Raw genomic sequence first — 18,391 nt, 5'->3', positions numbered from 1 at the left:
GGATGTAGACGTCCTCGAGTTCGGCAACCATCTTGTCGGCGTTGGTGACGAAGTAGGGCGAGAGGTAGCCGCGGTCGAACTGCATGCCTTCGACGACTTCGAGTTCGGTCTCGGCGGTCTTGGCTTCCTCAACCGTGATGACGCCTTCGTTGCCGACCTTCTGCATCGCTTCGGCGATCATCTTGCCGACCGAAGCATCGCCGTTGCCGGCGATGGTGCCGACCTGGGCAACCTCTTCGGAGGTCTTGATCTTCTTGGCGTTCTTGATCAGGGTCGCAACGACGTCGGTTACCGCGAGGTCGATGCCGCGCTTCAGGTCCATCGGGTTCATGCCGGCGGCAACGGCCTTGTGGCCTTCCTGGACGATCGACTGCGCCAGAACGGTCGCGGTCGTGGTGCCGTCGCCAGCGATGTCGTTGGTCTTCGAAGCAACTTCGCGGACCATCTGCGCGCCCATGTTTTCGAACTTGTCCTCAAGCTCGATTTCCTTGGCGACGGTGACGCCGTCCTTGGTGATGCGCGGGGCGCCGAACGACTTGTCGATGACCACGTTGCGGCCCTTGGGGCCGAGCGTGACCTTCACCGCGTCAGCGAGGATGTTGACACCGCGCAGCATGCGCTCGCGGGCATCGCGGGAGAATTTTACGTCTTTGGCAGCCATTTTTAGCTCCTGGCAGGGGCTTCAATCGAGCCCGGGAATTCAGTTGACGAAAGGGCCTGATATGAGCCGATGATGCCCATGATGTCGGATTCCTTCATGATCAGAAGGTCTTCGCCATTGAGCTTGACTTCCGTGCCCGACCACTTGCTGAACAGGATGCGGTCGCCGGCCTTGACGTCCAGCGGGACCAGCTTGCCAGCTTCGTCACGAGCGCCGAAGCCGACAGCGATGATCTCGCCTTCCTGCGGCTTTTCCTTTGCCGTGTCGGGGATGATGATCCCGCCAGCGGTCTTGGATTCGGATTCGACCCGGCGAACGACCACGCGGTCATGCAGCGGGCGGAACTTCGACTTTGCCATTTTCGGATTTTTCCCTGGTGCGCTGTTGAGGGGTTTTTGTTAGCACTCGCGATGGACGAGTGCTAACGCGATAGTGAGGTAGGCTGTAAGCGGGCACTCGTCAAGACGGACGAGGGCAGGCGAGGAGCTCTGGCCCCCTCCCCGGTGGAACCCAACGCATACGCGGCATCCGCGTTGATGGCTGCGAGCCCCACATTTCCATTGAATTCGGCGTCATGACGCCAACTTGCTCGCGCCGCTTCCAAGTCGTCAGTCGTGCTGCCGTCAGCACGAACATAGGGCTGCGCTTCACTTCCCGTCGAAGCCGCGGCAAGCAGCGTCGCCGTCAGCACGCTCCTTTGCAGATGCTTGCCAAAGGTGGACAGTGAGCGCACCTGCGCCGGGCTGTTGGTGCGAACGTAAGACGTCATTGACAACTCCTTTTTGCAAGTCGAGCCCCTTCTCCACCTTCGGCCGCCGTCGACGCGAAGAAGTCCGCATCGCGTTGAAGACGAGCTGCGAAAAAGAGAAAGATGTGTTTGATGGCTGCGGCCCCAACGGTGCCTTCAGATTTGAGATCACTTCCGCCGCGAGCGGCTGAAGCTCCTCGCAACGTCAAATCGAATCTGCTGCCAAGCCTCCAGGAAAGGAGAGCATTGCTCATCTCGCGCTTGTGCATGCAGTCAACCTTCGATCCGTGTTGCCACATCAAGAGCAAATGCCGTGCCAAAGCTCACTGGGAAGTGAACGCATGGCTCTCCCTGAAAACCTCACAAATCCAGCATGGTCAATTGTGCGGAACCCGACATGCGTCTTCTGCCACTGTCAGCTTTCGGACAGGCATGACGCGTTTCGCGCCGACCACCGGTCGATCGGTTTTGGGGCCGGTCTGTTCGCCTCATAAGAGCGCGTTACATTGCGTAGCGGTTTCCCGAGCGCCGCCACATGACACTGGACCTGCAGGTAGCACCGGCTTCTCATCCAGCCTTACTTTGGCCCCCTCGCGTATCAAATTCCCGCTGGCGAGCCCTGCTTTCATAGATCGCACCATGCCGGATGTCTGCTCTGGCGCCCGACCCGCTGGCACGATCTCGATCCGGCATAAGGGCGCAGCATCTTTGCAGGCCGTTTCATCCCGGCGTCCTGCTTGGCTGACAGACCGCACTTGGCGAGCGGTCTCCATGCTCTCTCCAAGGACCATCCCTGCGGCTGGCTTGTCGACCTATGGGCGGGTCCGGCCGCCCGAAACCCTCGCGCCATCAGCTTTTTTCCCCGCCGCCTGCGGCGGCTTCCTCGCGCCGCTTCGCTCACAAAAAAGCTGCCCGCTCGGGTCCTTCACTGTCGCTGCGGCCCTGTCGGATTCAGGCGGTCCTGACGCGCCCATTACGGTGCGCCATCGCAGGGGATGGTCCCCGGCGAAACCACAAAAGGAGACTTCGAAATGACCGCGATCGGTTACGTCAACAAGCAGGAAAACGGCGCCTACAAGGGCCAGTTCAAGACGCTCAGCGTCCGCGCCGACATCGATATCGTCCCCAACCAGGCCAAGAGCGCCGATAACCATCCCGACTTCCGGGTGCTTACGCAAGGGGTCGAAGTCGGCGCTGGCTGGATCCGCACCGGCGAGACTTCCGGCAAGGATTATGTGAGCCTGTCGATTGCAGCGCCGGAGTTCGGACCGCGCAAGCTCTACGCCAATCTCGGCCGAGCCGCCGGCCAGGACGATCACGACACCTACGCCATCATCTGGAACCCGGCCGACTGACCGGCCGAGATAAGAGCCTCGCGCCGCAGCCCCGGCGCGGGGCTCATTCCCAGGAGTTCCACCCAAACCCCGTCCGCCCTAAAGGGCGGCGAAAACTCTCCCCCGACTCTTCGCCCGTCCCCGAGACGATCTCCCTCGCCCATCCTCGCCCTCGCTTGTCCGAAGCGAAACGAGGATCATCATGGACGACGAAAACGAACGCGCGGCCCGCGCGAAAAAGGGCAGCCCGTTTCTCAGCACAGCCCAAGCCGCCTTCTATATCGGGCTCTCCCAGCGCACGCTCGAAAAGATGCGGCTCAAGGGCGGCGGCCCGAAATTCCGCAAGCACGGCCGCTATGTCCGCTATCACATCGACGAACTCGACCATTGGTCGAAAGGACACCCGCAGCACTCCATCGCCGGCGATGGCAAGGCCGGTTCCGGCCAGGGCGGCACGGGAGGCCGTTCATGAGGCGGCGCCCTTCCATCCATCTGATCGGCAGCCGCCTGAGGCGTGTTCGAGCCCGTAAGACGGTCGCCTTGGCCGCGGCCGGTCTCGGTCTTTTGGGCTTCACGGCGCTGGGAAAGCCCGCCCCTTGGCTGGTCTGGAACGCCTCGGCCAGCGCGCCGATCGGCCTTTACCGCATCGCTGCGGGAGCGCTGGCGCGTGGCGATCTCGTGCTCGTGCGCCCGCCTGAATACGCGGCGTATCTCGCCGCCGAGCGCAGCTATCTGCCTCGCAATGTGCCGCTGGCAAAACGTCTTGCAGCGCTGCCGGACGATAATGTCTGCGCCTTCAATGACGCCATCATCATCGGCGGCGACATCGTCGCGCGCCGGCTCAAAATCGACGCCGAAGGCCGACCTTTGCCATGGTGGAACGGCTGCCGAGCGCTCGGGGATAACGAGGTTTTCCTGCTCGGCAGCGACAAAAACCGCTCCTTCGACAGCCGCTATTTCGGGCCTGTTCCCACTCAAAATGTCATCGGGAGGCTCGTACCACTATGGACCGAGTGACCCTCCTCTTGTTGGGCATGATCGCCATTGCGCCATGCGCCTGTTCCGCCTCGACCGGCGCTGAGCCGGTCGCCATCTCCCAAAGTCCGCAGCTGCGAAAGTGGCAGACGTTGGTATCGGAAGCAAGCCGGCGCTTCCATATTCCCCAAGCCTGGATCTATGCCGTCATGGCTGCCGAAAGCGGCGGCAAGACAATGCGCGGCGGCCGCCCCATCACCTCCCCCGCTGGCGCCATGGGCCTCATGCAGGTGATGCCCGGCACCTATGAAGAGATGCGGGTCGAACACGGCCTTGGGCCTAACCCCCACGATCCGCGCGACAATATCCTGGCCGGCACGGCCTATCTCAGTGCCATGTATGACCGCTTCGGATTTCCTGGCCTGTTTGGCGCCTACAATGCCGGTCCCGAGCGCTACGACGAGCATTTGAAGCGTGGCAAACCGCTGCCAGAAGAGACCGTCGAGTACCTCGACCAACTCAAGGCGGCCGGAGTTTCGGCGGCCGACATCGAGGCGTTCGAAAGCCAATCTGTCGCTCCAAAGGCGCAAATCGCTCCTCTCGGACGGTCGCTGTTCTTCATTCATGACGGTGTTCACTCAGGCGTGCGAAACGGCGATCTCTTCGTGCCGCTCGGCAAGGACGGCGCGCAGCCGAAGGAGCCGGTGCGTTAGCCATGGCGGACGGGGGCGCGTCTGGCGGGGCTGGGCGCGGAAGGCAAGATAAAGGTACCGCCTCCAGGAGGCGGTTAAATCTTTGTCTGCACATCGTTTTTCCGGGAGGCTGCCGCCGGTGCCAAGAGGGTTTGACGTGTAAGTGTCTGATTTTGCTTGATATGTCTGGGAGGCTCGCATTAAGGATGACGAGTTCAGGCCGAAGCTCGGCAAAATCGGGTCGCGCGGCTCGAAGGCCGGCAAACGCTATGCCGGCCAGGTTCGTGCGGCGATCAACCGGGCTGGCGGCCGGCCGCAACGCGGTGGTCGCTTCACAGGAAGCCGGACAGGGCGCGGCGGGGCGGCCGCCGCACTGCTGAAATCGCGCGACCGGTATGCCGCCTTCCGCCAGCGCCGGGTGATCGTCAAGGCGCGGGTCGTCAAGCTCGCCGGCAAGGGCGCGGACGGGGCGCGTGCCCATCTACGCTATCTTCAGCGCGACGGGGTCACCCGCGAAGGTGAACCTGGCGAGCTCTACGGCGCCGACAGCGGCCGCGTCGACGGCAAGGCGTTCATCGATCGCGCGGACGGCGACCGCCATCAGTTCCGCTTCATCGTCGCTGCCGAAGACGGCATCGAGTACGACGACCTCAAGGCGCTGACGCGGCGGCTCATGGCGCAGATGCAGGAAGACCTCGGCACGAAGCTCGACTGGGTCGCGGTCGATCATTTCAACACCGGCCACCCGCACAGCCACATCATCGTCCGTGGCAGGGACGACCGTGGCGAGAACCTGGTCATCGCGCGCGAATATATCTCATCTGGCATCCGCGAGCGGGCGGCCGAGCTGGTCAGCCTCGATCTCGGTCCGCGAACCGACCGCGAGATTGAGCTTCGCCTGCGCCGGGAAATGGAGCAGGAACGCTTCACCAGCATCGACCGTCGGCTGCTCAGCATGCGTGATGATGACGGCCTGGTCTCGCCGGGCGGTCCCGACGCCATTCGCCAGACGCTGCACCAGGGACGGCTGCGCAAGCTCGAGCGGATGGGTCTGGCCGCGGAGGTCGGCGCTGGCTCCTGGCGCCTCGACGATGAGCTCGAAGCCACGCTGCGCCGCACCGGCGAACGCGGCGACATCATCAAGACCATGCACCGCGAACTGACCGGCAAGGGGCTTGCCCGCAGGGCCGCCGACTGGGTGATCCACGATCGATCCGGCGAGCCCGTCCAGTCTCTCGTCGGTCGCGTTGTCGCGCGTGGACTGGCCGACGAGATCAATGACCGCCATTACATGATCGTCGACGCCGTCGACGGTAAGAGCCATTGGATCAACATCGGTAGAGGCGAGGCGATGGAAACGATGCCTAATGGCTGCATCGTGCGTGTCGCGCCAAGGAACACCGAGCCGAGGCAGGTCGATCGTACCATCGCCGAAATCGCCGCCGCGCATGGCGGCCGTTACGACGTCGATATGCACCTGAAGCATGACCCATCCGCCACCGAGAGCTTTGCGCGAACGCATGTGCGGCGGCTGGAGGCGATCCGCCGCGCGACCGGCGGCGTTGAGCGAGAGCCGAACGGCACCTGGCTCATCGCGCCGGACCATCTCGATCGCGTCGCGAATTATGAGGGCCAGCGGGCCAGGGCCGAGCCTGTCGTTGCCGACAAGCTCTCCTCAATGGCGCTGGAGCGACAGGTCAGCTTCAACGGCGCCACCTGGCTCGACCGGGAGCTGGTTGCCGATAGACCCGAGCCTTTGCACGGATCCGGCTTCGGCCGCGACGTGAGAGAGGCGCAAGCTCGCCGGCGGCAGTGGCTGATCGCGCAAGGCCTCGCGCATAAAGAACAGGATGGGATCGTCTATCGAGCCAACATGCTTTCGATCCTGCGCCAGCGAGAACTGAACCGTGTTGCTGGCCAACTGTCGGAGGAACTTGGCCTGCCCTATGCCGAAGCGCGATTCGGAGGACGAGTAGAGGGTACGCTCCGCCGCTCCGTCGAGCTTGCCAGCGGAAAATATGCCGTCGTTGAAAAGTCGCGCGAGTTCACGCTGGTGCCATGGCGGCCGGTGCTTGAGCGCCATGTGGGCAAGGAGGTCTCCGGTGTCGTGAGTGGGGAGGGGATTTCATGGACCGTCGGCCGGCAAAGGAGCGGACCTGGTGTTTCGTGAGATGGTGTACAGCTTTTTAGCCAGCGGCGCGGGCAGCCATGCGAGCCCGCGTAGACCTTATGGCCGCACGCCCGCAATCGGTCGCATGGACCTGCCAGGCGGGGCGGCTTTGGAGCGTTCGGACCCGACACGCTGCGTGAGTGGCCAGACTTCGAGCGCTCGAAGATGCGGACTGTTGTCTGCTGGCCGGCGTTATTCCGGCTGGCCTATGACCGCGGCGCAACAGTTCACCGCTGAAGTTGCCACGGGCGAACATCGACAAGAGAAAAAACACCATTGCGCGTTACAAATCGCCGTTGAAAGCGTTTAGGTTGCATGCGCTTCGCCAAGTAAACGGATACCCCAGAAGAGAGCCATGACCACGGCCCGCCATATCGTGACGCTGCTTAAAAGCCACATTGCCGGCGACGAGGATCGTTTCCTCTCTATCGCGATGCAGCTTGCTGCGCATGAGGCACGTCAAGGCCATGGCAAGCTTGCTCAGGAGCTCAAGGATCTGGTCGACGCAGCCAAGAGCAGGGACGCCCGGATTGCCAAGAGCAGTCGGCCGGTTCCCCTTTTTCAGCCAAAGGGCGAACTCGCAGGCCTCCTGCATGTGCGCTATCCGGACCTGCGACTGACGGACATGATTTTGCCGGACAGTCTGCGCTCGCGCCTGCACCGCGTGCTGGGAGAGCAGCGCCAACAAGCAAGCTTGCGCGAGCACGGGCTTGTTCCCCGTCGCAAACTGCTTCTGGTCGGCCCGCCAGGATCAGGCAAGACGATGACCGCATCGGCATTGGCCGGGGAGCTTCATCTGCCCCTTTTCATGATCGTCCTCGATGGTTTGATCACCAAGTTCATGGGAGAGACTGCCGGAAAGCTGCGGCTTGTTTTTGATGCAATGCAGGCGACGCGGGGCGTCTACTTCTTTGACGAATTCGATGCCATCGGCGCGCGTCGAGGCGAACGCCAGGATGTTGGCGAGATTCGGCGCGTGCTGAATTCGTTTCTGCAGTTTCTCGAGCAAGACGACAGCCACAGCCTGATTATTGCGGCAACAAATCATCCCGAGCTGCTCGACAGAGCTTTGTTCCGCCGTTTCGACGATGTCATCGAATACGCCGTGCCCGATCGGCCGATTATCGAGGCGCTGCTTCGGGCTCGACTCGACCGCTTCGACACCAGAGGGCTTGCCTGGAACGAGGCGATCTCTCAGGCAGAGAGACTGTCGCAGGCCGAGATCACCCGCGCGGCCGACGACGCTGCAAAAACCATCATATTGCGGGGGGGGAAGCGGATCACCTCGGAAGCGCTCATCGACGCTCTGAAGGAACGCCGGCAGGCTTCGCTGTCTGAGTAGCGACAGCACAGATCATAATGGCAGACGATTTTCCGCGCGACCGCGCCCATATCCACCTTCGCAACAACGGCATTCGGGAAGCCTATCGGCGGCCCAACCAACTTATACATGCACCGCCGCTGCCGGCGCGTGATCGGGCGTCGCATGCTGCGGCCTTGACGCAATCCATCGAACAAGCGGTCGAAAGTGCACGCCAGCAGATTGCGGCGCGTGACCCCCAGCTGTCGGTCGGCACGCCTGGCTTTTACCTCGAGATCGATCTGCCCATGTCCGGACGGGCGGCCCTCGACCAGTTGGCCGATCGTCGCCAGCACATGGAGCTGGTCGCCGTCCATGAGCCAACTCAACCCGGTGCTCCCATCACAGCGTCGGTGTTCCTGCCGCAAAGCGCGCAAGCCTATTATTTGCGGAAAGTCGAGGCGTATCGAGACGTTGACACTGACCGCGGCAGACCGCGCAACGAGCCGCTCGTCTCCCGCATGGAGACAGTCAGGCTGGCGACTGCACGATCGTTGTTTACCGACCACGACGACCTCTTCCCCCAGGCCGCTGACGAGCAGGTGTGGTGGGAAGTCTGGCTGCGCGACGGTCGCCGCGAGAACTTCGAGCACATTGCCGAAGCCCTGAACATCACTTTGCGCACGCATGCGGTCAGGTTTCCGGAGCGGGTGGTCATGCTGGCACTCGCCAGCACGGCAATGCTCGACCGCATGATTGCGCACAGCGATGTCGTCGCCGAGCTGCGGCGCGCGAAGGATACGCCGTCCTTCTTCATGGGCCTTGGCGGCGCGGAGCAAAGGGACTGGAGCGACGAGCTTCTCGGGCGCGTCAGACCGCCTCAATCCGATATTGCGGTCTGCATTCTCGACAGCGGCGTACGTCGCACCCACCCGTTGATCGAACCCGCACTTGCCGTTGAAGACTGGCACACCGTCAAACCGGCATGGGGCAGCGACGACACACCTGCGTGGAGCGGCCACGGGACGCGAATGGCAGGTGTCGGCCTGTACGGTGATCTGGTCCCGCTCCTGGTCGGAGGCGATCCAGTTCCATTGCCCTTTCGGCTGGAGAGTGTCCGTATCCTTCCGCCAGAAGACGAGGCAAACGATCCAGAACTCTATGGCTCGATCACCGCGGAAGCGATCGCCCGCGCCGAGGTGCAGGCGCCGGAGCGCCGCCGCGCGATCGCAATGGCTGTGACAAGCGCCAGTCCGGCGCGTGGAAGGCCCACATCGTGGTCTGCCGCTATCGACCAACTCTGTTTCGAAGAGGAGCAGCGACGCTTGATCGTTCTCTCTGCCGGCAACATCGGCGATGACCTCATGCCGGCCGAGCATTTGACGCGCAACGATCTGGAAGCAGTCGATGATCCTTCTCAGGCCTGGAATGCGCTGACGGTCGGCGCTTTCACAGAAAAGGTCGATATCATTGACACCGACTTTGCGGGCTACGCTCCGATCGCGCCGGTCGGCGAGCTCTCGCCGCGCAGTCGCACTTCGGTCGTTTGGGACAGGCAGTGGCCGGTGAAGCCCGAGGTCGTCTTCGAAGGCGGCAATCTCGCCCATGACGGTGTGTTGCCTGGCGAGCCGATCGACGATCTGCAGATATTGACCACTTTCTATCGACCCGAACTGCGCCACTTCACCACCCTCGGAGATACGAGCGCGGCAACGGCCCATGCCGCACGGATGGCGGGACTAATTCTATCAGCGCGCCCCGAGCTGTGGCCTGAAACGGTTCGCGCCCTGATCGTCCACTCGGCCGAATGGACTCCGGCGATGCGCGCACGCATCGATGCGTGCAACGGAGCGAAGGGCGAGATCCAGGCGCTCGTGCGGCGCTATGGTTACGGCGTGCCAGATCTTGGGCGCGCGCTTCTGTCAACGGTGAACGACCTCACGCTTATCGTTGAAGATGAGCTTCAGCCTTTCCAGCGCGAGGGCGGCGCGGCTGCCAAAACGCGTGACATGAAGCTGCATCGCCTGCCTTGGCCGAAGGAGCAGCTCGCGGCGCTCGGCGCTGCCCAGGTCGAGCTCCGCGTCACGCTGTCCTATTTCATCGAACCCAACCCCGGTGAACGCGGATGGACCCGCCGGCATCGTTACGCGTCCCATGGTCTTCGGTTCAGAGTAAAGTCAGCGACCGAGACAGTCGACGAATTCCGAGCCCGCATCAATCAGGCCGCTCGGGACGAGGAGGAAGGGGCGCCTGCTGGAGGCGGAGAAGAGTGGCTGCTCGGCACCTTCCGCGATCGCGGCTCGTTGCACGCCGATTTCTGGTCGGGCAGCGCCGCCGATCTCGCCGAGCGTGATGCGATCGGCGTGTTCCCGGTCGGGGGCTGGTGGAAGGAGAAGCCTTACCTGGAACGCGTCGACGCTCTGGCTCGGTACGCCCTGATTGTGACGATGCGGGCGCCTGGGGTCGATGTTGACATCTTCACACCCGTCGAAGCAGCCCTGACTGTCGAGACGTCGGTCGAGACCTGATGCAGCACTGTCCAAATCGGCCAACAACGGAGGTTTGACCAGCCTCTGGTGCCATGGCGGCTGGTGCTGGATCATCACGTCGGCAACAGGGATCATGCGCGGAGGACGATAGGCCGGCAAAGGAGCGGGCCAAGCGTGTGATAATGGCGCCCATGGTCACGCCCACAAGCCGCGCCCCCTGCGTCTACGGAGAGGTGCGCGTCTGTTTAGGCGGCCGAGACATCGCTTACCTGATCAACGCGCTCGCCGTATTTGCGCCTGTAAGCGGCAATGAAATCGTCGTCGCTACAGATGCAGCGGCCGCTGGAGTCCTTGGCCTTCGGATCGTGCAAGTGAGAGCCAAGGGGGCGCAGAAGATTCACCCGAGTGCTCGTCGTCGGGCTCATGGGAAACCCCGCACTATGTTTGACCAAATCCGCGGCAAGCATAATCCCGGCAAGCACCGACTGAAAGGCCATCGGAACCACAGTTCGAACGCGGCGACTTCCTTCGCTAAGCTGGAACACCAGACCGCCGCAGATAGCCTGCTGATAAAAGGAGCGCAGGGGCTGGCCGACAAACGGGGCTAGCGGTTCAAACGGCACAGCCATCGCTGTAGCCACGCGAACTACAAAGTCGTTGGGAACTCCGGCATTGGTCTGCAGGAGCGTTTTCACCTGCTCGTGTGCTTCCGGTATTCCGAGTTCCTCGGCAATCAGCTGGTGCTCGTCCTTGGATTTTCCGGATGGCAGGTACATGCAACAAAGGCAAGCCTGGCCGTCATCGAAACCATGCCGGGAGATACCGAGATCGTGCTCCTGCGTCCAAGCGTTTGCGATCCATCGCGGCAGTGCACCTTGGACAGCCAGACGGTCGGCGGCGGTGTCAAGCGCCACACCCACTTGGTCGAAGACCCAATTGCCCCGGCGCGCAACATATTCTGCCCACGTCAGAGGGTGCGCCTCGACCTCAAGGGCAGTCGATCTAAGGGCGGTGGCTGCAAGAACCGCTTTGGACATACCAATCTCCGCCTGGCCAGCCAATGCGTAGCGCTGCAGGTTTGAGAGTTCGATCGCTTCGTGATCGATTACATGCAGACGACCTTTGAGATCGGGTTGTCTCGCTAGCGCCCAAAGCGAGCCATGGCCTATCGCACCGAGCCCAACGAGGTGGGTTTCGCCAAGGTCGACTGGGAAGTCGATCGGGCCAGGCTCTCCGGCTTTGGTCTTGTCGTAGCTGCATAGCGAGAGGTCGATGGTTTCGTCCAACTCGGCGCCGGTCAACTGGGCAGCGAAGATAGTTCGAAAGACGTTGGCGGCGCCGAAGCAACTGGCGGCGCCAGCTCCATAAGGCAGCAGACTTGGGCCAGAGCCCACCGGGTCCGTACGCGACAGCTTTGCCGCCCAACCGTCCGATCCCACGAAAAAGATCGGGCACCGGAGTGATGGGCGCGTTACCCCTGCAACGACGCAGACGGTGGCAGACTTGCCGGAACGCCGGATGCCGACTTTTGGATTGATCGACTTTGCCAAGCGCTCCAGCGCTTGGGCTTGAGAGCTCGCCGCGCTGTCCAGCGGGAGTATCGCCAGAACCGGGTAGAGCCTAGCGAGCAATCTCACCGCAAGATCTAGTGTCGCCTGGCCTTCGGCGCAGGAAGCGGCCTGATGGTCGAAGGCGACTGCCACGACCTGCTTTTCAAGAGCTGCTTTGAAGTCTCCCAGATGAAAATCGGCCAGGACCTGAGATGCCGCCGTGGCGGCGCGATCGATGAAGTTAGCGAATGCCATTGTTCAACTCGATATCATGATCATTCGCGACAGTGCCGCGGGAGGGAGCGCATTCCATTTGGCCTTTTCGTCAAGCCGATAGGCGGCGACCCGAGCAAAATCGAAAGGCTCGCGGGCGAAATTCGGCACTACCAGCGACAGACACCCAACCGTGGTAGCAACCGCATAAGCGTCGTCCGTCGTCGAATGGTAGGCGCGGCCCGGATGGCTGTGAATCTGGGCCAAGAGTTTCAGGCCGCTTTTGTAGAGCCAGACATTGAGCCGGTGCAGTTCTTCGGCCGCAACGATCACGCAAACGCCATCGTTTGTCCGAATGTGACGCTGCGCCGGGATAACCGTCTCTGTTACGGCAAAGTGCCGCTCTTGCTGAACGCCGACCCAGAGCGCCATCCCCTCATTGCCCTCGCGACCAACTGAGCGCAGATGCCCATGCGTGGTCGAGATGCAGCCGCGCGGGAGAGTCACGATCGTTACATCTCTCAAACCAGTCATTCTTGTATCGCCTGAGGGGATACCACCATTCCTACGATTGTCGGTTGGAGTTGAATCTGCAACTGCTCTATAGGAACGATTCCGTACTTGATGATCTTGTCCAGGATGAAGGCCAAACAGCCTTCGCCAGAACCCCGATGAAGCAGCCATGGATCACCTGAATGGGCTGGATTGTCGTGGTATTCCCGGACGCCCGCCATGCACAGGAATGGTTCGTCCTCGGGACTGTTGGCCTGGATGAAGTCCGTCAGCGGCACGGCGTTCTGCTGGATGAGAGCTCCTATCATCTCCGGCGGCGTTCCGGGCAGCGGCGGACGTCTAAGCATTTTCAGGTATAGATCTTTCCGGGCAATCGGATGACGCGTAAACGGATCGACGAAGACCACGGACGGTGGTCTTAAGTCGTAGTCGGTGAAGTCGACCTCGCTCGCTGCGCTGACCACCCGTGGCTTTAACTTGGGGCTGGCGAAAATGAAGAAAGCGCGCGGAAAGGTCGCCTCGATCAAGAAGCAGCCCTGAGCCCGATAGACATCAGCATATGGCCGGAACCGGCCGATCTCCCGATCAAACTTCGCTCGGGAGACCTCCGGATCCACACTTTGGTGTTTAGGCACCTGCGACGCCCGCCTTCAGGCTGAGGAACAGGGTCACAGTATTCGGGAAACCGAAGTCGCCAAGCTTCTTGTCGACATCGAGCAAGTTGCCGGCCTCATCCTTGAATTCCCAATTCTCGGCTGGTTGGGCGACATTCTGCGTGTTCTCAAGGGCTTTGGTACGAATGACGTGAAGCGGCTGGTTGGGATTGGCTTCGACCTGCGTGGGCTGGCCGTTCACCACCACCGTGATCTCGATCTTGCCCGGTCCGCCGCCGTGATTATCGCCCTTACCCGAATCCTTCGACATTGTCCTACTCCTGTGGCTTGCCAACCGCCCCACGCCCTGGCGCCCACCTGCGAGTGAGACCGGCGGTCTTCAATCGTTCACCCGGCGCCACGGCCGCGAGTACGCGAAAGACAGGGGATAAGCTACCGAATCGGTGCTTGCCTTCTTTTATGGGTGACTTGAGCCGCAAGTAAATGGTCTCAAATTGCTCCTCACAACTATAATCGATTAGAGCAATGCAAAAATATTGGCGACACGCCTATTCATCTGCTCTCTCACTCGCCTGCTCCGTGCTTGGCAAGGGGAGCTTTGACTGCGTCACGCGTCCCCCAAGCAGCCGATTGCGCCGGCAGCGCCGTAGGAACCGTCGTTCAGAGTCTTCACCACTCAAGCAGCCGCATGGATGCAGCCGACGCTCGTCTCCACAAACAGCGCAAGTGGTGCCTTGTTGGATAAGGTCGCCTCGTCCCTGGTGCAGCATCTGTCGGAACGGGTCCGCTGCGAGACCATGCCTCATCATCGCGCATGCGCAGCAGCCGGCGGTCGATGCTCGTAAGGCGTTCTGCTCATTTCGTGGCGAAGGCGCTGCTCGACTCGCGGACATATGCGGGCACCGAGGCGGAGGCTGACCAGTCGGCGCCGCGTTCGCGGATGTCGCTTGCAATGTGCTCGCGTGCGTTTGCCGCCGGCGACCTTGCCGTCCTCGCCTGCTATGGCGAGCCGGCGCAAGCGGATTGCTCGATACTGCCGGCGAGGCTGCGGGCCGGTCCTAACGGCCGTTCACAAGAGCTTGCATCAGCAACTGGCAATCGGATCGATAACTTCGCGATCGCCGTTATGGCGCGGAGATGCGGTCTCGCCGGGTTGTGGCTGGCGCTTCGTTGTGGGCGGCGCGTCGTAGCCGAGGGAGCAGGGGCGGCGCCATGATCCAGACCGAACGCGCGCTGCAGCAGGTGCTTGAGTGGGGGCGTGCCCTGACCGGTTTCGCGGATGAGCATGCTGAGGAAGCGGTAAGGGGCGGCCAGTATATCCTGCAACGCATTCACCCGAGCCTGCGCGACACCAGCGCCCGCACCGGCCGCGATCCGCAGGACGAAACGCTGATCGTGGCGTTCTATCGCGAACTGGCGCTGCTGTTCTGGCTAGACGATTGCAACGACGTTGGCCTGATCGCGCCGGAGCAGCTCGCCGCCCTGGAGCAGGCGCTGGGGCACGGCGTACCGTGCGTGCTCTCCGGATTCGAGGGCTGCGCTCAGCTGCGCGCTTCGCTGGCTGCGCTCGCTTACGATCGTCACGACTATGCTCGGCTTCTCGACTATACCCGGTGCTACTGCGCGGCGCTGCGCGCCGGACACGCGCAGGCGGCAGGGGCGCGACGCTGGTCTTACGCCGAGTACCTGCACAACGGCATCGATTCGATCGCTTACGGGACCGTGTTCTGTTGCCTGTCGCTGCTGTGGGGGCTGGACATGGCGACCTTGCGCGCGCGTCCAGCGTTTCGCCAGGTCCTGCGGCTCATCTCAGTGATAGGGCGCCTGCAGAACGATCTGCATGGACGCGACAAGGACAGGTCGGCCGGCGATAACGCGGCGATCCTGCTTCTGCAGCGCTATCCGGCTATGCCTGTGGTTGAGTTCCTCAACGACGAGTTGGCCGGCCATACGCGCATGCTGCACCGGGTGATGGCGGAAGAATGCTTTCCCGCGCCGTGGGGACCGTTGATCGAGGCGATGGCGGCGATCCGCGCGCAGTACTACCAGACTTCGACCAGCCGCTATCGCAGCGACGCTGCAGGGGGAGGCCAGCGTGCGTCGGCCTGGACGCGCCGGAGGCGGCGGCTTGGGCGCGCTGCCGTCGGTTCGATCCGACGCAACGCCGTCGCCCGCTGCTACGGATGGAGCGAGCATGAGCGACACCGCCCTGAGCCGGGGAAGGACGAACATCTGGACATCGTGCTGGATCGGCGAACGGCGCCGGCCACGGTGGCCGCTGGCTGGGAGTACATCCATCTCGAACACTGCGCACTGCCCGAGTTGGACCTGACGCAGATCGACCTGCGCGCCTCGCTGCTGGGCAAGGCTATGCGCGCGCCGCTGCTGATCAGCTCTATGGCCGGCGGCATGCCACGGGCCGAGGCCATCAACCGGCATTTGAGCGAGGCAGCGCAAGCCTTGGGGATCGCCATGTGCGGTTCGCAGCGTGTGAGCCTGCAATCCCGCAACTCCCAGGGGCTAACGCGCGCGCTGCGCCGCCTGGCGCCAGACATTCCCTTGCTGGCCAATATCGGCGCCGCGCAACTGCGGGAGGCCGACGGCCTGGACCTGGCGCGTCGCGCGGTGGACGCGCTGGAGGCCGATGGGCTCATCGTCCATCTCAATCCGCTGCAGGAAGCGGTACAGCCGGAGGGCGACCGCGAACTGGCGCGGCGTCCTGGCGCTGATCGCTGGCGCCGCGCGCATCGTGGGCGTGCCGATGGTGGCCAAGGAAGTGGGGGCGGGCCTGTCCGCCTCGGTGCCTGTGCGCTCGTCGAGGCGGGCGTGGCGGTAATCGATGTCGCCGGCGCCGGCGGCACCAGTTGGGCCGCAGTGGAGGGCGAGCGCGCCCGCAATGCCGCCGACCGTGCAGTGGCGATGTCATTCGCCGATTGGGGGATTCCACCCTGACCAGCGTGCAGGCGGTGCGTCGGGCGCTGCCAACGGTGAAGCTGATCGCGTCGGGCGGGATCCGCGATGGCGTCGACGTGGCCAAGGCCATCCGCCTGGGCGCGGACATCGCCGGGCAGGCGGCCAGCGTGCTGGGCGCGGCGACAGTGTCCACCGGGGCCGTTGTCGCGCATTTCGAGATCGTCATCCGCCAGTTGGCCGTCGCCTGCTTCTGCACGGGCTCGGCTGATCTGGCGGCGTTGCGTCAGGCGCGCTTGTTGCCCTCGTCGCATTTGTCCGCCGGTTGATGTCGGCGTCGTCCGCACGCTAACAGCAGGCTGCTGAAATACCTACGCCAAAGACAGACTATTGATCCCCCTGGCGAGACGGCTCGATTGACGGGAGCGATGTGTTCATGGAGCAGCTGTTCACGATGAAGCGGTTGGAAGATTTCGTTCCAGCCGGTCATCCTGGTGCCCGCACCGGCTGATGATCAATGGAGCGCTGGTGCGGCTAGACGGCATCCTTTCCGGCATGTACGCCTGCAGTGCCAAAGGCGGGCGCCCCAGCGTTGCGCCGGAGAAATTGCTGCGGGCCGTGTGTTGCAGGTGTTCTACAGCGTCCGTCGGAATTGATGCAGCAGGTGCTGCTGTGGCAAGGCCAAGACCCGGGAATGCCGTCAGCTTTGATCAGGCGCTTCGGGCCGTCGGAAACGCGCGAAGAGTCCGGCTTTCGAAAAAGGCCGAACGCCTCAGATAAAGCCAGAACTCCTTGGGTCACCATCAAACCAATTTGACGCCCCGGGACAATTTCGTCCGGCATTGTCCGGTGTGCGACGATGTTGGGGATGCGACATAGGCGGATTGCCGTGTATTTAAACCGCTTTTCCTTTGGCACGCATATTGCGCCCTATCGGTAAACCTCGTCATGGGCCGGCGGCAATCGCTCGGAGATTGTCGAAATAGCACAATGATTTCTGCCGGGGTGACATCCGGCCCGACTAGAGCAGGACCTTTCAGATGATGCAGAAAAGCAAGCGGCCATACTCGCGGGGAAATAGTCGCGTCAGGGCTGCATGGACGCTCTTTCCTGGTTGTTTCGGCGGCGGACGCCAACTCTTCAATCGGCACCCGAACCAGTGCCTGGATGTCCAAGGAGCGCCCCTGTTGCGCGTGCCTGGCTGCACCCGCGTGCTGGCTCTCCTCCAAGGCGACGCTTCGGCGCTGCTGCAGACCGGCGACGAGAACCCAACTTCAAAATTAGCATTCCGAAAACCGAAAGAAGTGAACAGGTATGTCCAGGATCGGCGCTTTGACGCGCGCCGCATGGCGATCGGCAACTCAGACGCTGGCCAAGGGTTCGAAAAGTTTACACCCGACGCTAGCGCCGGCCGATTTCAAGCGCGCACTTACGATCAACGATCGATATGGCGGGCTCACTGTCAATGTCCCCAAAATGCCTTTCTGGCTGACCGGGGGTGAAGCCTTCGTCTACCGCCGGACTAGCCACGGCGAGCAGCAGTTCATGCAGGTCGATGCTGCCACGGGTTTCAAGCGGCCCGCTTTCGATCAGGCGCGTCTGGCGGCAGCGCTAAACAAGGTGAGCCATGAGAGCTATCAAGCCGGCAATCTTCCGTTCGACCGTTTCGAACTGAGTGAGGATGGTCGCAGGCTCGACTTCCAGATTGAAGACACCCGGTGGAGCTGCGACCTTGCAAGCTATGACTGTACCAGCACCACATTCGATGCAAGGAAAGGGGACCGTAGGGAGCTCAGCCACCGCTACACGCCGCCAGCGGAGAACAACCCCGACAAGAGCAACGCGTCGCCCGACGGCAAATGGATCGCCTATATCAAGAACTGCAACGTTTTCCTGCGCAGCGAGGACGGATTGCAGGATGTTCCTCTGAGCCGGGACGGAGCCGAAGGCAATTGCTACGTCTTTTCGACGCTGAGCTGGTCGCCGGACTCGCGCCACCTCGCCGCTTACCTTGTTCGCCCCGGCTATAGGCGAGAGGTCCGCTACCTCAATTCTTCGACGGACCAGTTGGAGCGGGAATATTCAACAAAATTCTATCCCAGGCCGGGCGATGTCCTTCCGCTGCCCCAGCCAGTCCTGTTCGACATTGCCGGCCGGCGCCAGATCGTGATTGACGGTGCCCTCTTCTCGAACGTCTTCGAACTTTCCCCTCTCCGGTGGTG

Annotated in this window: 14 protein-coding genes and 4 pseudogenes; 11 read left to right on the top strand and 7 right to left on the bottom strand. The window is 62.5% G+C overall.

Going from position 1 to position 18,391, the window contains the following annotated elements; genetic code table 11:
- The 3 genes and pseudogenes from groEL to EN993_RS16540 form a co-directional block, all read right to left on the bottom strand.
- The coding region (gene groEL / locus EN993_RS16550) for a chaperonin GroEL (protein WP_127264175.1) at positions 1-661 on the bottom strand (661 nt) is incomplete at its 3' end.
- Positions 662-726: 65 nt separating this feature from the next.
- Positions 727-1,020: pseudogene (gene groES, locus EN993_RS16545) on the bottom strand (co-chaperone GroES); the annotation flags it as partial.
- 62 nt (positions 1,021-1,082) lie between these two features.
- Positions 1,083-1,430, bottom strand: a complete 348-nt coding sequence (locus EN993_RS16540; RefSeq protein WP_063169239.1) for a hypothetical protein — start codon at positions 1,428-1,430, stop codon at positions 1,083-1,085.
- A gap of 1,010 nt (positions 1,431-2,440) precedes the next feature.
- Here EN993_RS16540 and EN993_RS16535 point away from each other — a divergent pair.
- The 7 genes from EN993_RS16535 to EN993_RS16505 all read left to right on the top strand — a co-directional run bounded on the left by EN993_RS16535 (position 2,441) and on the right by EN993_RS16505 (position 10,408).
- Positions 2,441-2,764 (top strand): DUF736 domain-containing protein, encoded by a 324-nt coding sequence (locus EN993_RS16535; RefSeq protein ID WP_024505644.1) that lies wholly within the window; start codon positions 2,441-2,443, stop codon positions 2,762-2,764.
- 181 nt (positions 2,765-2,945) lie between these two features.
- Complete coding sequence (locus EN993_RS16530) at positions 2,946-3,215, top strand: helix-turn-helix domain-containing protein (RefSeq protein WP_024505645.1); 270 nt, start codon at positions 2,946-2,948, stop codon at positions 3,213-3,215.
- A complete protein-coding gene (locus tag EN993_RS16525; RefSeq protein ID WP_024505646.1) occupies positions 3,212-3,760 on the top strand; it encodes a S26 family signal peptidase in 549 nt (182 codons plus the stop codon). The genes EN993_RS16530 and EN993_RS16525 overlap by 4 nt, the downstream gene beginning before the upstream one ends.
- On the top strand, positions 3,748-4,431 hold the full coding sequence (locus EN993_RS16520; RefSeq protein ID WP_024505647.1) for a lytic transglycosylase domain-containing protein: 684 nt from the start codon (positions 3,748-3,750) through the stop codon (positions 4,429-4,431). Before EN993_RS16525 ends, EN993_RS16520 begins: the two co-directional genes overlap by 13 nt.
- A 178-nt stretch (positions 4,432-4,609) precedes the next feature.
- The gene (gene rlxS / locus EN993_RS16515; RefSeq protein WP_063169238.1) at positions 4,610-6,580 is read left to right on the top strand and encodes a relaxase/mobilization nuclease RlxS; all 1,971 of its coding nucleotides are present in this window, start codon (positions 4,610-4,612) and stop codon (positions 6,578-6,580) included.
- Positions 6,581-6,935: 355 nt separating this feature from the next.
- Entirely contained in the window at positions 6,936-7,922 is a 987-nt protein-coding gene (locus EN993_RS16510) for an ATP-binding protein (protein ID WP_024505649.1), read from the top strand.
- A gap of 17 nt (positions 7,923-7,939) precedes the next feature.
- A complete protein-coding gene (locus EN993_RS16505) occupies positions 7,940-10,408 on the top strand; it encodes a S8 family peptidase (RefSeq protein ID WP_063169237.1) in 2,469 nt (822 codons plus the stop codon).
- 206 nt (positions 10,409-10,614) lie between these two features.
- Here EN993_RS16505 and EN993_RS16500 read toward each other — a convergent pair whose 3' ends face one another.
- From EN993_RS16500 to EN993_RS16485, 4 genes are read right to left on the bottom strand one after another with little or no spacing between them, the layout of a single operon-like run.
- The gene (locus EN993_RS16500) at positions 10,615-12,174 is read right to left on the bottom strand and encodes an E2 ligase fold family C protein (RefSeq protein WP_024505651.1); all 1,560 of its coding nucleotides are present in this window, start codon (positions 12,172-12,174) and stop codon (positions 10,615-10,617) included.
- A gap of 3 nt (positions 12,175-12,177) precedes the next feature.
- Positions 12,178-12,666, bottom strand: a complete 489-nt coding sequence (locus tag EN993_RS16495; protein ID WP_024505652.1) for a Mov34/MPN/PAD-1 family protein — start codon at positions 12,664-12,666, stop codon at positions 12,178-12,180.
- A complete protein-coding gene (locus EN993_RS16490) occupies positions 12,663-13,280 on the bottom strand; it encodes a putative metal-binding protein (protein WP_024505653.1) in 618 nt (205 codons plus the stop codon). The genes EN993_RS16495 and EN993_RS16490 overlap by 4 nt, the downstream gene beginning before the upstream one ends.
- The gene (locus EN993_RS16485) at positions 13,273-13,569 is read right to left on the bottom strand and encodes a DUF2604 domain-containing protein (RefSeq protein ID WP_024505654.1); all 297 of its coding nucleotides are present in this window, start codon (positions 13,567-13,569) and stop codon (positions 13,273-13,275) included. The genes EN993_RS16490 and EN993_RS16485 overlap by 8 nt, the downstream gene beginning before the upstream one ends.
- A gap of 902 nt (positions 13,570-14,471) precedes the next feature.
- Here EN993_RS16485 and EN993_RS16475 point away from each other — a divergent pair.
- The 4 genes and pseudogenes from EN993_RS16475 to EN993_RS16465 all read left to right on the top strand — a co-directional run.
- Positions 14,472-15,365 (top strand): annotated as a pseudogene (locus tag EN993_RS16475) (hypothetical protein); the annotation flags it as partial.
- Positions 15,366-15,453: 88 nt separating this feature from the next.
- Positions 15,454-16,498: pseudogene (gene fni, locus EN993_RS16470) on the top strand (type 2 isopentenyl-diphosphate Delta-isomerase).
- A gap of 86 nt (positions 16,499-16,584) precedes the next feature.
- A pseudogene (locus tag EN993_RS37800) lies at positions 16,585-16,816 on the top strand (IS5/IS1182 family transposase); the annotation flags it as partial.
- Positions 16,817-17,483: 667 nt separating this feature from the next.
- Positions 17,484-18,391, top strand: a 908-nt coding sequence (locus EN993_RS16465) for a DPP IV N-terminal domain-containing protein (protein WP_206532376.1), incomplete at its 3' end; no start/stop codon positions are given.

Source organism: Mesorhizobium sp. M7D.F.Ca.US.004.01.2.1, assembly GCF_003997785.1.
In the GTDB taxonomy this organism is placed as follows: Bacteria; Pseudomonadota; Alphaproteobacteria; order Rhizobiales; family Rhizobiaceae; genus Mesorhizobium; species Mesorhizobium loti.
Note: the sequence above shows the minus strand (reverse complement) of the source record. Positions and strands in the feature narration are given on the sequence as shown.